The 13,442-nt window shown below is 42.4% G+C and carries 12 protein-coding genes and 1 CRISPR repeat array; of the genes, 11 read left to right on the top strand and 1 reads right to left on the bottom strand.

Annotated elements, in window-relative coordinates:
• The first annotated feature begins 44 nt into the window (after positions 1–44).
• The 7 genes from budA (at position 45) to B7705_RS07815 (ending at position 6,496) form a co-directional block, all read left to right on the top strand.
• The gene (gene budA, locus B7705_RS07845; RefSeq protein ID WP_084948854.1) at positions 45–776 is read left to right on the top strand and encodes an acetolactate decarboxylase; all 732 of its coding nucleotides are present in this window, start codon (positions 45–47) and stop codon (positions 774–776) included.
• A 9-nt stretch (positions 777–785) separates the two neighbouring features.
• Entirely contained in the window at positions 786–1,538 is a 753-nt protein-coding gene (locus B7705_RS07840; protein ID WP_084948853.1) for a YhfC family intramembrane metalloprotease, read from the top strand.
• 112 nt (positions 1,539–1,650) lie between these two features.
• Positions 1,651–2,556 (top strand): UDP-N-acetylmuramate dehydrogenase, encoded by a 906-nt coding sequence (gene murB, locus B7705_RS07835; RefSeq protein WP_084948851.1) that lies wholly within the window; start codon positions 1,651–1,653, stop codon positions 2,554–2,556.
• A 158-nt stretch (positions 2,557–2,714) separates the two neighbouring features.
• The gene (locus B7705_RS07830) at positions 2,715–3,872 is read left to right on the top strand and encodes an ABC transporter ATP-binding protein (protein WP_000742900.1); all 1,158 of its coding nucleotides are present in this window, start codon (positions 2,715–2,717) and stop codon (positions 3,870–3,872) included.
• Complete coding sequence (locus B7705_RS07825; RefSeq protein WP_084948849.1) at positions 3,853–4,659, top strand: ABC transporter permease; 807 nt, start codon at positions 3,853–3,855, stop codon at positions 4,657–4,659. The genes B7705_RS07830 and B7705_RS07825 overlap by 20 nt, the downstream gene beginning before the upstream one ends.
• Entirely contained in the window at positions 4,656–5,429 is a 774-nt protein-coding gene (locus B7705_RS07820; protein WP_084948848.1) for an ABC transporter permease, read from the top strand. Before B7705_RS07825 ends, B7705_RS07820 begins: the two co-directional genes overlap by 4 nt.
• The gene (locus tag B7705_RS07815) at positions 5,426–6,496 is read left to right on the top strand and encodes an ABC transporter substrate-binding protein (protein ID WP_084948846.1); all 1,071 of its coding nucleotides are present in this window, start codon (positions 5,426–5,428) and stop codon (positions 6,494–6,496) included. The genes B7705_RS07820 and B7705_RS07815 overlap by 4 nt, the downstream gene beginning before the upstream one ends.
• A 1,291-nt stretch (positions 6,497–7,787) precedes the next feature.
• A CRISPR array of direct repeats spans positions 7,788–8,545; the repeat unit is 29 nt; unit sequence ACCTATCTACCTCGCGAGGGGCCGGAAAC.
• A 42-nt stretch (positions 8,546–8,587) separates the two neighbouring features.
• Here B7705_RS07815 and B7705_RS10145 read toward each other — a convergent pair.
• On the bottom strand, positions 8,588–8,674 hold the full coding sequence (locus tag B7705_RS10145) for a YopX family protein (RefSeq protein ID WP_380439960.1): 87 nt from the start codon (positions 8,672–8,674) through the stop codon (positions 8,588–8,590).
• Positions 8,675–9,449: 775 nt separating this feature from the next.
• Here B7705_RS10145 and cas6 point away from each other — a divergent pair.
• The 4 genes from cas6 to csm3 are packed head-to-tail and all read left to right on the top strand — an operon-like array spanning position 9,450 to position 13,442.
• Entirely contained in the window at positions 9,450–10,181 is a 732-nt protein-coding gene (gene cas6 / locus B7705_RS07805; protein ID WP_084948843.1) for a CRISPR-associated endoribonuclease Cas6, read from the top strand.
• Positions 10,162–12,399 (top strand): type III-A CRISPR-associated protein Cas10/Csm1, encoded by a 2,238-nt coding sequence (gene cas10 / locus B7705_RS07800; RefSeq protein ID WP_084948841.1) that lies wholly within the window; start codon positions 10,162–10,164, stop codon positions 12,397–12,399. The genes cas6 and cas10 overlap by 20 nt, the downstream gene beginning before the upstream one ends.
• On the top strand, positions 12,400–12,780 hold the full coding sequence (gene csm2 / locus B7705_RS07795; protein WP_084948839.1) for a type III-A CRISPR-associated protein Csm2: 381 nt from the start codon (positions 12,400–12,402) through the stop codon (positions 12,778–12,780). It begins immediately after the preceding gene.
• A complete protein-coding gene (gene csm3, locus B7705_RS07790) occupies positions 12,780–13,442 on the top strand; it encodes a type III-A CRISPR-associated RAMP protein Csm3 (RefSeq protein WP_084948838.1) in 663 nt (220 codons plus the stop codon). Before csm2 ends, csm3 begins: the two co-directional genes overlap by 1 nt.

Raw genomic sequence — 13,442 nt, 5'->3', positions numbered from 1 at the left:
CTTAGAAAGTATGATGATTCATTGAAAAGAAGATAAGAAAGAGAATGGATAGAAAAGTGCAGGAACCGGTAAAATTATTTCAATACAATACTCTAGGTGCCCTAATGGCAGGTCTCTATGGTGGAACCATGACAGTAGGAGAATTGCTGGAGCATGGCGACCTTGGTTTAGGAACCCTTGATTCGATTGATGGGGAGTTGATTGTCCTTGATGGCAAGGCTTATCAAGCCAAAGGTTCAGGGGAACAACCTGAAATTGTAGAAGTCGCACCTGATGCCCTTATTCCTTATGCGGCAGTGGTTCCCCATCAGGCAGAAGTGATTTTCCGCCAGCGCTTTGAGATGACGGATAAGGAATTAGAAAAGCGGATTGAGTCCTACTATGATGGGGAAAATCTCTTTCGCTCCATCAAGATTCATGGGGAATTTGCCCACATGCACGTACGGATGATTCCTAAATCCACACCTGATACCAAGTTTGCTGATGTAGCGACTCACCAACCTGAATATAGCCGTGAAAATATTTCAGGAACCATTGTTGGATTTTGGACACCGGAGATTTTCCATGGAGTGAGTGTTGCAGGTTACCATTTGCATTTTATCTCAGATGATTTGACCTTTGGTGGGCACGTGATGGACTTTGTTATCAAAGAAGGAATGATCGAGGTTGGGGCAGTCGACCAGTTGGACCAACGTTTTCCAGTCCAAGATCGCCAGTATTTATTTGCCAAATTTAACGTTGACGAGATGAAGAAAGACATTGATAAGTCAGAATAGGAGAAAAAGATGACACTACATATTATCCTTACCATGATCGCTTTGGTTTTAGTCCTAGTAGGTGGGACTTGGTACGCAAAAAAACGCTTTAAGATCTCTCTTGCAGTGATGGGCTTGGGGGCAATCGCATTTTTTGTTTCTTCTCAAGTGTTAGAGAAGATGGTTCACCTTCTGGTGCTCCATCCGCAAAAAGATGGAACCATTCCGCTCATGCAGGAGCAGCCTTTCTTATACGTCCTTTATGGGATTGCCATGGCGGCCCTCTTTGAGGAAACAGCTCGTCTTGCCTTTTTTAAATGGTTGGAGAAAAAGAGAAAGCTAGAAGATCGAGATGCTTTGGCTTATGGTTTGGGACATGGGGGCTTGGAGATGCTCTATCTCGGAATGGGAAGCTTGATCAGTCTTTTGATTCTCTTTTCACTCATCCAGTCTTCAAATACTGATGTAGCCAATCTCCTTCCAAAGTCTACCCTCGAAACAGTTCAGTCTCTATCAGCATGGCAGGTCTATCTACTAGGGGTTGAGCGTGTGCTTGCTCTGGTTCTCCAAATTAGCCTTACTGTCTGGGTTTACCAAAGTGTTAGCCAAAAGAAATGGATCTACCTCCTTGCTGCCTATGGTTTGCATGCCTTGTTTGACTTGGCTCCAGCCTTATCTCAAGTAGGATGGATTGCAAATCCACTTCTAGTAGAGGTTATTCTTCTTGTAGAAGTACTGGCCTTTGTCTGGCTTACAAAATCTACATTTTGGAAAAAATCATAAAAAGAGGGGCGACCTCTTTTTTTACACAATGCTTTGACACCAAGAATTTTCCTGTCGTCAAATGTCTCTAAAAATGGTATAATGGGATGAATTTTGAAAAAGGAAGAGTGACATGTCAGTAAAAGAAAAAATGCTTGAAATCCTAGAAGGAATCGATATTCGTTTTAAGGAACCCTTGAAAACCTATACCTATACCAAGGTAGGAGGTCGAGCGGATTATCTAGTTTTGCCACGAAATCGCTATGAGATGGCGCGTGTCGTTCAATTTGCCAATCAAGAGAATATTCCTTGGATGGTGCTAGGAAATGCCAGCAATATCATCGTTCGTGATGGTGGGATTCGTGGATTTGTCATCTTGTGTGATAAGCTTAATAACGTTTCAGTTGATGGCTATACCATTGAAGCAGAAGCAGGAGCGAACTTGATTGAAACGACACGTATTGCCCTTCGTCATAGTTTGACTGGTTTTGAGTTTGCCTGTGGCATTCCAGGGAGCGTCGGTGGAGCAGTCTTTATGAATGCGGGTGCCTACGGAGGAGAGATTGCTCACATTTTGCAGTCTTGTAAGATTCTGACCAAGGAAGGGAAAATCGAGACCTTATCTGCTAAGGATTTGGCTTTTGGTTACCGCCATTCAGCTATTCAGGATTCTGGGGCGATTGTCTTGTCAGCTAAATTTGCCCTAGCTCCAGGAAATCACCAGGTTATCAAGCAGGAAATGGATCGCTTGACTCACCTTCGCGAACTTAAACAACCTCTAGAGTACCCATCTTGTGGCTCAGTCTTTAAGCGTCCAGTAGGGCATTTTGCAGGTCAGTTGATTTCAGAGGCTGGTCTGAAAGGCTATCGTATCGGTGGTGTTGAAGTATCTGAAAAGCATGCAGGCTTTATGGTCAATATTGCTGACGGAACGGCTAAAGACTACGAGGACTTGATCCAATCTGTTATTGAAAAGGTAAAAGAACACTCAGGTGTCACTCTTGAGAGGGAAGTCCGTATTTTGGGTGAGAAGGAGTAAGGTTTCACCAGAATAGTTGCTGCTATGTCAATGGAAAGGGGGTGAAAGCCTATCGGTAGCGAAGATGTATGCAGGTGGTTTTACTCCCTGCAAGAGGTAGTAGCGGCTTGACAGAGCCCTGATCTGTTAATTTATGAAAAAGAAGGAATTTATGCCAATTGAAAAAACCAATTATCGAATTCAAAAACGTCTCTAAAGTTTTTGAAGATAGCAACACCAAGGTTCTCAAAGACATTAACTTTGAGTTGGAAGAAGGGAAGTTTTACACACTTCTAGGTGCATCTGGTTCTGGGAAATCAACCATCCTAAACATCATTGCAGGTTTGCTGGATGCGACGACGGGAGATATTTTGCTAGACGGGGTACGGATCAACGACATCCCAACCAACAAGCGAGACGTCCATACAGTCTTCCAATCCTATGCCTTGTTTCCACATATGAATGTGTTTGAAAATGTTGCCTTTCCGCTTCGCTTGCGTAAGATTGACAAGAAAGAAATCGAGCAGCGAGTAGCGGAAGTTCTCAAGATGGTCCAGCTGGAAGGTTATGAAAAACGTTCCATCCGTAAACTATCTGGAGGACAACGTCAGCGTGTGGCCATTGCCCGTGCCATCATCAACCAACCTCGTGTGGTCTTGTTGGACGAGCCTCTGTCAGCGTTGGACTTGAAATTGCGAACAGATATGCAGTACGAGCTGCGTGAACTGCAACAACGATTGGGGATTACCTTTGTCTTTGTTACTCACGATCAGGAAGAAGCCCTAGCTATGAGTGACTGGATTTTCGTTATGAACGATGGTGAGATTGTCCAGTCAGGAACACCTGTGGATATCTATGATGAGCCCATTAACCATTTTGTTGCCACCTTTATCGGTGAGTCCAACATCTTGCCAGGAACCATGATTGAGGACTACTTGGTCGAGTTTAACGGCAAACGCTTTGAAGCGGTCGACGGTGGGATGAAGCCTAATGAACCTGTTGAGGTTGTTATTCGTCCAGAAGACTTGCGCATTACCCTTCCTGAAGAAGGCAAGCTCCAAGTTAAGGTGGATACTCAACTTTTCCGTGGGGTTCACTACGAGATTATCGCCTATGACGAACTTGGAAATGAATGGATGATCCACTCAACTCGTAAGGCCATCGTTGGTGAGGAAATCGGTCTGGACTTTGAACCAGAAGACATCCATATCATGCGTCTCAATGAAACTGAAGAAGAGTTTGATGCTCGTATCGAAGAATACGTAGAAATCGAAGAGCAAGAAGCAGGTCTGATTAACGCGATCGAGGAGGAAAGAGATGAAGAAAACAAGCTCTAAACTCTTTGTAGTGCCCTACATGCTTTGGATTGCACTCTTTGTACTCGCACCCTTGGTCTTGATTTTCGGTCAATCCTTTTTCAACATTGAAGGGCAGTTCAGTTTAGAAAACTATAAATCTTACTTTGCGTCACAAAACTTGACCTACCTCAAAATGAGCTTCAACTCGGTGCTCTATGCTGGGATTGTAACTCTAGTGACACTTCTTATCAGCTATCCAACAGCCCTCTTTTTGACTCGTCTCAAGCACCGTCAACTCTGGCTCATGCTGATTATCCTGCCGACTTGGATCAATCTCCTCCTAAAGGCCTATGCCTTTATCGGGATTTTTGGTCAAGATGGGTCTATTAACCAATTCTTGGAATTCATCGGAATTGGTTCGCAACAGTTGCTCTTTACCGATTTCTCCTTTATCTTTGTCGCAAGCTACATCGAGCTTCCCTTTATGATTTTGCCGATATTCAATGTCTTGGATGATATGGACAACAATCTTATCAATGCCAGCTATGACCTCGGTGCGACCAAGTGGGAAACCTTCCGCCACGTTATTTTCCCTCTGTCTATGAATGGAGTGCGAAGTGGAGTCCAATCTGTCTTTATCCCTAGCTTGAGCCTCTTCATGCTGACACGTTTGATTGGTGGTAACCGCGTTATCACCTTGGGGACGGCCATTGAGCAGAACTTCCTGACAAATGACAACTACGGTATGGGTTCAACCATCGGTGTGATTCTCATCCTGACAATGTTTCTCACCATGTGGGTGACCAAGGAAAGGAGAGAACGATGAAAAAATTTGCCAATCTCTACCTAGCCTTTGTCTTTATCATCCTCTATTTGCCAATTTTTTACTTGATTGGCTATGCCTTTAATGCTGGCGATGATATGAACAGTTTTACTGGTTTTAGCTTGAACCATTTTAAAACTATGTTTGGTGATGGTCGTCTCATGTTGATCCTCACCCAAACCTTTTTCTTGGCCTTTCTATCAGCCTTGATTGCGACAGTAATTGGTACCTTTGGGGCTATCTATATCTACCAATCACGCAAAAAATACCAAGAAGCCTTTCTATCACTCAATAATATCCTCATGGTTGCGCCTGATGTTATGATTGGTGCCAGCTTCTTGATTCTCTTTACCCAGCTGAAGTTTTCACTTGGCTTTTTGACGGTTCTATCCAGTCACGTGGCCTTTTCCATCCCAATCGTGGTCTTGATGGTCTTGCCTCGTCTCAAGGAAATGAATGATGATATGATTCACGCAGCTTATGACCTAGGTGCCAGCCAGTTTCAGATGTTCAAGGAAATCATGCTTCCGTACCTGACGCCGTCTATTATTGCAGGTTATTTCATGGCCTTTACCTATTCGCTGGATGACTTTGCCGTGACCTTCTTTGTAACGGGAAATGGCTTTTCAACCCTGTCAGTCGAGATTTACTCTCGTGCTCGGAAGGGGATTTCGTTAGAGATCAATGCCCTGTCTGCACTCGTCTTTCTCTTTAGTATTATCCTAGTTGTAGGATATTACTTTATCTCTCGTGAGAAGGAGGAGCGAGCATGAAAAAACTCTATTCATTTTTAGCAGGAATTACAGCGATTATCCTCGTCTTGTGGGGAGTTGCTCATCATCTAGATAGTAAAATCAACAGTCGAGATAGTCAAAAACTGGTTATCTACAACTGGGGAGACTACATTGATCCCGAACTCTTGGAGCAATTCACAGAAGAAACAGGAATCCAAGTCCAGTACGAGACCTTTGATTCCAACGAAGCCATGTATACCAAGATTAAGCAAGGTGGAACAACCTACGATATTGCCATCCCAAGTGAGTACATGATCAACAAGATGAAGGATGAAGATCTCTTGGTTCCTCTTGATTATTCTAAGATTGAGGGAATTGAGAATATCGGTTCTGAGTTTCTCAACCAGTCTTTTGATCCAAATAACCAGTACTCTATCCCATATTTCTGGGGAACTTTGGGAATTGTCTACAATGAAACCATGGTAGAGGAGGCTCCTGAGCATTGGGATGACCTCTGGAAACCAGAGTACAAGAACTCTATCATGCTCTTTGATGGTGCGCGGGAGGTATTGGGACTAGGGCTTAATTCGCTCGGTTACAGTCTCAACTCAAAGGATCCTCAGCAGTTGGAAGAAACGGTAGACAAACTCTACAAACTGACTCCAAATATCAAGGCCATTGTGGCGGACGAGATGAAGGGTTACATGATTCAGAACAACGCTGCTATCGGGGTGACCTTCTCTGGGGAAGCCAGCCAGATGTTGGAGAAAAATCCTAACCTCAAGTATGTCGTTCCGACTGAGGCTAGCAATCTCTGGTTTGATAACATGGTCATTCCAAAAACCGTGAAAAATCAAGATGCAGCCTATGCCTTTATCAATTTTATGTTGAAACCCGAAAATGCTCTGAAAAATGCGGAGTATGTGGGCTACTCAACACCAAACCTACCAGCCAAGGAAATGCTCCCAGAGGAGACCAAGGAAGACAAATCCTTCTATCCAGACGCTGACACCATGAAAAACCTAGAAGTTTATGAGAAATTTGACCATAAATGGACAGGCAAATATAGCGACCTCTTCCTCCAGTTTAAAATGTATCGGAAGTAGGAGTTAGCAGTTATGAAACGAATCAGTCAAGCTGGTTCGTTTTTTTCGTTCTTGAAAAATTAATATTTGGGCTTGAAAAAAGTAATTTTGGTGATAAAATAGTATCCTTTATACATTTAGGAGGAATAAAAAAGAGATGTGATTTATTTGGTATTCAGAAATGAAAACTCTTACAAAATATGGTATACTAATAGTAGTTTCCAATAGGTTATATCTAGTGCTTGTTATAGGTTTACATACAAGATATGGGGTATAGCTACCTATCTACCTCGAGAGGGGCCGGAAACATCGGCTGAAAAAGAGTGAGATTTCCTTTTAATTTACGGTAAGTATAGATACCTACCTACCTCTCGAGGGGGACGGAAATGCATGTTTTTCGGGCTTCACATCAGGAACTGAGACAGTATATCTCCCTATCTCCCTCGAGAGGGGCCGGAAACAAGTTTTGTCGAAGCACATTTTTAGGTTCTACAATGTATAGCTACCTATCAACCTCGCGAGGGGCCGGAAACGCCATGTAACCATCTTCGTCGAACCAGTACCGCTTACGTATAGGTGCCTATCTACCTCGCGAGGGGCCGGAAACAACATTTTCTGAGGGTTGTACCATTTTTCTTTTTCTTGTATAGATACCTATCAACCTCGCGAGGGGCCGGAAACATTAATTTCTGTAAGGTTCAATTTAGCCATTTTTGGTATAGATACCTATCTACCTCGCGAGGGGCCGGAAACATTAATTTCTGTAAGGTTCAATTTAGCCATTTTTGGTATAGATACCTATCTACCTCGCGAGGGGCCGGAAACCCGCTAAATTTTCGCTTTTTCGAATACTGAAAGCTATCGTATAGCTACCTATCTACCTTGAGAGGGGCCGGAAACTTCTTAGCTTTCGCGTTTTCTTCTTTGACAGTCTTGTATAAGAACCTATCTACCTCCTACCTCGCAAGGGGCCGGAAACAAGTTAGCGTCCAAGTTAGTATTGCGTGCATACCCGTATAGATACCTATCTACCTCGAGAGGGGCCGGAAACGCTCCAAGAACATGTGTATCTGTAAATGCCATATTTCGTGTAGAACAACCTATTCACCCTGCGAGGGGCCGGAAACCAAGCGTCTCTTTATCAGCAGACCACCCAGATAGAAAGGTATATATACTTATCTACTTCGCGAGAAGTCGGAAACAATTCAGGTTTCGCATACCATGATACATCCGATAAACCACCCACTTCACCTCGTGAAGGGCCGGAAACGCTAACCAAATCTCTCGTAGATTCATCCGATCAGTGTATAGCTACCTATCTACCTCGCGAGGGGCCGGAAACAAGTCTTTTCTTCCTTTAAGTAAATTTACCATTGTATAGCTACCTATCTACCTCGAGAGGGGCCGGAAACTGGTTGTTTGCTTTAGACTTTTCAATACGAGCTTGTTTTGTTAGCTACCTATCAACCTCGCGAGGGGCCGGAAACTTTTCCATCACAATTGTTTGTGCAGGAACCGGTGCTTGTATAAATACCTATCTACCTCGCGAGGGGCCGGAAACTGTCCTTGGTTAGAATTTTGTCCTTGGTTAGGATTTTGTGTATAGCCACCTATCTACCTCGCGAGGGGCCGGAAACACTATTTTGCTCGACGGTAAAAGTACTATTGTATAGATACCTATCTACCTCGAGAGGGGACGAAAACGAAGTGCAAAAACAAATATTATAAAAAGCCATAAAAAGTATAGATACCTATCTACCTCGCGAGGGGCCGGAAACTAACAATTATTTTTTGCAGCATAATGTACTCACCTCCGTATAGCTACCTATCAACCTCGAGAGGGGTCGGAAACATTGAGATAATGAGCTCTTTCAGTGACTGCTCTACTGTATAGAAACCTATCTACCTCGCGAGGGGCCGGAAACTTGGTCATGCTGCAAGCTGCACAGTTATTGTATAGCCACCTATCTACCTCGAGAGGGGTCGGAAACTCATCATCGTTCTTAAAGCGTAATATACCCTTATCATCCAGAGTATAGCTACCTATTTACCTCGAGAGGGGGCGAAAACCCATTTCCTACAACATGAGAGAAGAATCCGAGTTCAGTATAATTACCTATCTACCTCGTTAGGGGCCGGCAACTCCAAAAGCTCAGGATTTTCGTAGATGTTTCCTATAACTTTATAGATACCTATCAACCTCGGGAGGGGCAGGAAACGCTTCTTGTTTCACATAGTCAGCTTCAATTTCTTTTTGGTATAGCTACCTATCTACCTTGAGAGGGACGGAAACTAGAAAATGTATTTTCCAACATTAGCGAAGTTACCTTGAAGATAAACACCTGTCTACCTCGCGAGGGGCCGGAAACGGATAAGGGCCATCTGACTCCTCCCACCACCAGCCGGGTATAGATACCTATCTACCTCGAGAGGGGCCGGAAACTTTAGGAGGTCTTGATTGATAACATACGACCATTTGGTATATCTCCCTATCTACCTCGCGAGGGGCCGGAAACACAATATATCCATATCCACGTTCAGTATCTTCTACTTGTATATCCACCTATCAACCTCGCGAGGGGTCGGAAACTTGATAAAGTCAGAGTTTGTACTTTGGTCAAACTCAGGTATAGACACCTATCTACCTCGCGAGGGGCCGGAAACAAGTTTGCATCCAAGTTAGTGTTACGAGCATAACCTTGAATCAGTATAGCTACCTATCCATCTCGAGAGAGGCCGGAAACGCAGATAGAACAATCCAGATTGCGATGAATCGTTTGTATAGATCCCTATCTACCTCGCGAGGGGCCGGAAACTTACGAATAGAACCGTAAGCTTTAGTTTCTCTATTAAAGGTATATTTCCCTATCTACCTCGAGAGGGGACAGTTTCAAAAGGGAAAAGGATTCCAAAAGTAAAATAAAAAAGCGCTCATGAGAAACCAAAAGCGCAATTGTATCAATAAAGGAGGCATATGAAACGCATCGAACTATCATTTAAGCGGATTGACCAATCACCGAGCGAGCTATCGACAAAATTCCAAGGTTTTCTCATGGAAAACCTAGAACCAGACTATGTGACTTGGCTACATGAGCAGGAGACCAACCCCTACTCACTAAAAATCATCCATCAAAAGGATAAGACCCTATGGTCTCTTCATCTCCTAACGGATGAGGCTGTCAAGCAGATTTTGCCTGTTCTATTGGAGCTCAAGAAAGTAGAACTTCATGATTTACCGACTCTCATGGTGGAGTCTTTGTCCATGCAAGATCTCAGTTCGGAGCAACTCTTTGAGTTTTTTAATGAAAATCAAGATCGGTCACTCTACACTATCCATTTTCAAACTCCGACAGGATTTCGCTCCCAGGGAGAGTACGTGCTCTTTCCGACCATGCGTCTCATCTTTCAGAGTTTGATGATGAAGTATGCACGTCTGGTCGAGAATCGTCAGGAAATCGAAGAGGAAACCTTGGACTACTTGGTCAAGCATAGTAGAATTACCAGCTATCGATTGGAATCCAGCTATTTTAAAGTCCATGGCAAAAAAATACCTGGTTTCAGGGGGAGATTAACCTTTAAGATTACAGGTCCAAATACCTTGAAAGCATACGCCAATATGCTTCTAAAATTTGGGGAATATTCAGGTCTCGGTATGAAAACTAGCTTAGGGATGGGAGGTTTAGAACTTGAAGAAAGAAAAGATTGATTTAGTTTATGGATCGCTTTTGCACGCTATCGGCAAGGTGATTCAAGGTTCCAGGCATGATGAGAAAGACCTAGGTACCATTGGGTCCGAATGGTTTAGACGCTTTTCAGATAATGAAAAGATAGCCCAGCAGATAGCAAAGGCGACTTCTAGTGATTTGCCGACAGATTTAGCTCCTGATAGTTTGGTCTATATCACGTCAGCTGCCGCAAAGATTGCTTCAGGCCTAAAAGGAGCAGCAGATACTCATGGAGGAAAAGAAGATTTCCTAAGCAAACAATCGGATATCTTCAATGTATTTTCAGATACCCCTAGTCAGCGATATCTTGATGCGCGACCATTAGAGCTTGACGGGGAACCAAACTATGCTAAGGGATTGAGTGAGCCGTCTGACCAGTCAGATTATGACTTGATAGTAGAAACCTTAGAAAAAGAGTTTGCGAGATTGGACTTTAGCCAATCTGAGATAGATGCCCTTTTGAATCTCCTTGAGTCTACTCTTTCCTATGTGCCTGTTTCGACAAGAACCAAGGAATTATCGGATATTTCTCTAGCAACCTACAGTCGTCTAACAGCTGGCTTTGCCCTAGCCATAGAGGAATATTTAGCAGACAAGAATTGCCGTGACTATGAGAAGGTACTGGGGCAAGATTTAGAAGCTTTTTATAGCGAGAAGGCCTTTTTACTAGCAAGTTTTGACTTGTCAGGGATTCAGGATTTTATCTACAATATCGCAACAGCTGGTGCAGCCAAGCAACTAAAAGCACGTTCCTTGTATCTAGATTTCATGGGGGAACATATCGCTGACAGCTTACTGGAGAAGTTAGAGCTTACGAGGGCTAATCTCCTCTACGTCGGTGGCGGGCACGCCTACTTTATCCTTCCAAACACCGAAAAAACTAGAGAGAGCTTGGCTAGCTTTGAAGCAGAATTCAATCACTTTTTGGTCAAGCATTTTCAGACAGGCTTATACGTAGCATTTGGCTGGAGTCCGTTTTCTGCCAATGATATGACAACGACACTGGCCGACTATCGAAAAGTCTATCAAACAACTAGTCGGATGATTTCCCAAAAGAAAATTTCTCGTTACGATGCCAAAACTCTCCTTGAACTCAACCAAGGAGGGAAAAGTTCCCAGAGAGAATGTGCAATTTGCCATTCCGTAGAAAAGCTTACCAAGTCTAATGACCAAGAGGTCTGCCATATCTGTGCAGGAATGTATCGCTTTGCCAAGGAGATACAAGAAGACTACTATATTGTCACAAAAGAAAAAGGCCTGCCGATAGGTCCGGGAGCCTATATTAGAGGTATTTCCAAAGCCGACCTTGCTAAAGAAGAGTGGGACCGTGTTTATGTCAAGAACAGCTATAACACAGATATCCTAAAAGCAACCCATGTCTTTGTCGGAGATTACAAGTATGATGAGATTTACGAGTATGCTAAACTATCTCAGGAGTCTGGTCAAGGCATCAAGCGTCTAGCTGTCGTTAGACTAGATGTGGATGACCTGGGAGCAGCCTTTATGGCAGGCTTCTCTTATCAAGATAGTGGCAAGTATAATACTCTGGCACGCTCGGCGACCTTCTCTAGAAGTATGAGTCTCTTCTTTAAGGTCTATATCAACCAGTTTGCCAAAGAGAAAAAACTATCGATCATCTATGCCGGTGGAGATGATGTATTTGCTATCGGTTCCTGGCAGGATATTGTTGAATTCACTATTTGTCTTCGACAAAACTTTATCAAGTGGACAAATGGTAAATTAACCCTATCAGCAGGGATTGGTTTATTTCCAGATAAAACTCCAGTTAGCCTCATGGCTGAAGAAACTGGTAAGTTAGAAGGAGCAGCCAAGGATAACGACAAGGATAGTATTTCCCTTTTTGAAAAAAATTATACCTTGAAGTTCGACCAATTTATTGACAATGTCTATAATGGGAAACTGAAGAGTATTCGTTACTACTTTAATATTCAAGATGAGCGAGGAAAGAGTTTTGTATATAGACTTATTGAGCTCCTTCGGAACTACGATCGTATGAATATTGCTCGATTAGCCTATTATTTGACCCGCTTAGAAGATCAGACTTCTAAGGATAAAAAAGAAGAGTTTAAAGAGTTTAAAGATTTATTCTTTTCTTGGTATACAGGTAGCGAAACTGAACGTAAGGAAGCAGAGATAGCTTTACTTCTATATATTTATGAGATTAGAAAGGATTCATAGATGGCAATTTTAACAGATGATAATTACGTAGATAAGGCAGAGAATGTTATTAAATCATTAAATCATACTAAAGATCATAGAAATAATAAAATTAGATTTTTTTTAACAACTACTAAAATTCGAAATCTATTAAATTTAACTAGTAATCTTTTTGATGAAAGTAAGGTTAGAGAGTATAAGGAATTGGCTGATAAAATTGCTTATTTGAGAGTGCAGTTTGTTTATCAATCGGGCCGAGAAACTGCGGTTAAAGACTTGGTGAAAAAGGCTGAGATTCTAGACATTCTAAAAGAAATAAACAATAAGGAAAGCCTCCAACGTTTTTGCCGCTATATGGAAGCACTAGTAGCTTATTTCAGATTTTATGGAGGAAAAGATTAATGGCATTTGCAAAAATTCAAGTAACAGGACAAATTCGTCTAGAGACAGGACTTCATATTGGAACAAGTAATGCCTTTGCAGCAATTGGGGCTACGGACTCACCGGTGATTAAAGATCCAATTACTAACTTACCCATTATTCCAGGCTCTAGTATCAAAGGGAAAATGCGTACCCTTCTAGCAAAAGTATATAATACTAAATTAGCAGAAAAACCAGGAGACGATGGGGAAATTATTAGTCGTCTCTTTGGGAATAGTTCAGACAAAAACTATAAAGTAGGAAGACTCATTTTTAGAGATGCCTTTCTAACTAACAAAAAAGATTTAGATTCACGAGCTGTCAAAAGTTATACTGAAGTTAAGTTTGAAAATACTATTGATCGTATCACTGCTGAAGCAAATCCAAGACAGATTGAACGTGCCATCCGAGACAGTGTCTTTGGATTTGAGTTGATCTATGAGGTGACAGACAAGAGTCAAGCTCAAGTAGAAGAAGACTTCAAAGTGATTCTTGATGGATTAAAACTGTTGGAACTTGATTATTTAGGTGGTTCTGGCTCTCGTGGATATGGTAAAGTTGTTTTTGAGGATCTTAAAGCAAATACAGTTTTCGGAAACTATGATGTTAGTAGATTGAATGAACTTTTAACTACGGAGGTCTAG

This window comes from Streptococcus oralis subsp. dentisani, assembly GCF_002096685.1.
Lineage (GTDB): Bacteria > Bacillota > Bacilli > Lactobacillales > Streptococcaceae > Streptococcus > Streptococcus oralis_AD.
Note: the sequence above shows the minus strand (reverse complement) of the source record. Positions and strands in the feature narration are given on the sequence as shown.

Excerpts from the sequence above, each read along its gene's own strand:
- budA (WP_084948854.1), top strand. The coding sequence starts at position 45 with ATGGATAGAAAAGTGCAGGAACCGGTAAAATTATTTCAATACAATACT.
- B7705_RS07840 (WP_084948853.1), top strand. The coding sequence starts at position 786 with ATGACACTACATATTATCCTTACCATGATCGCTTTGGTTTTAGTCCTA.
- murB (WP_084948851.1), top strand. The coding sequence starts at position 1,651 with ATGTCAGTAAAAGAAAAAATGCTTGAAATCCTAGAAGGAATCGATATT.
- B7705_RS07825 (WP_084948849.1), top strand. The coding sequence starts at position 3,853 with ATGAAGAAAACAAGCTCTAAACTCTTTGTAGTGCCCTACATGCTTTGG.
- B7705_RS07820 (WP_084948848.1), top strand. The coding sequence starts at position 4,656 with ATGAAAAAATTTGCCAATCTCTACCTAGCCTTTGTCTTTATCATCCTC.
- B7705_RS07815 (WP_084948846.1), top strand. The coding sequence starts at position 5,426 with ATGAAAAAACTCTATTCATTTTTAGCAGGAATTACAGCGATTATCCTC.
- cas6 (WP_084948843.1), top strand. The coding sequence starts at position 9,450 with ATGAAACGCATCGAACTATCATTTAAGCGGATTGACCAATCACCGAGC.
- csm2 (WP_084948839.1), top strand. The coding sequence starts at position 12,400 with ATGGCAATTTTAACAGATGATAATTACGTAGATAAGGCAGAGAATGTT.
- csm3 (WP_084948838.1), top strand. The coding sequence starts at position 12,780 with ATGGCATTTGCAAAAATTCAAGTAACAGGACAAATTCGTCTAGAGACA.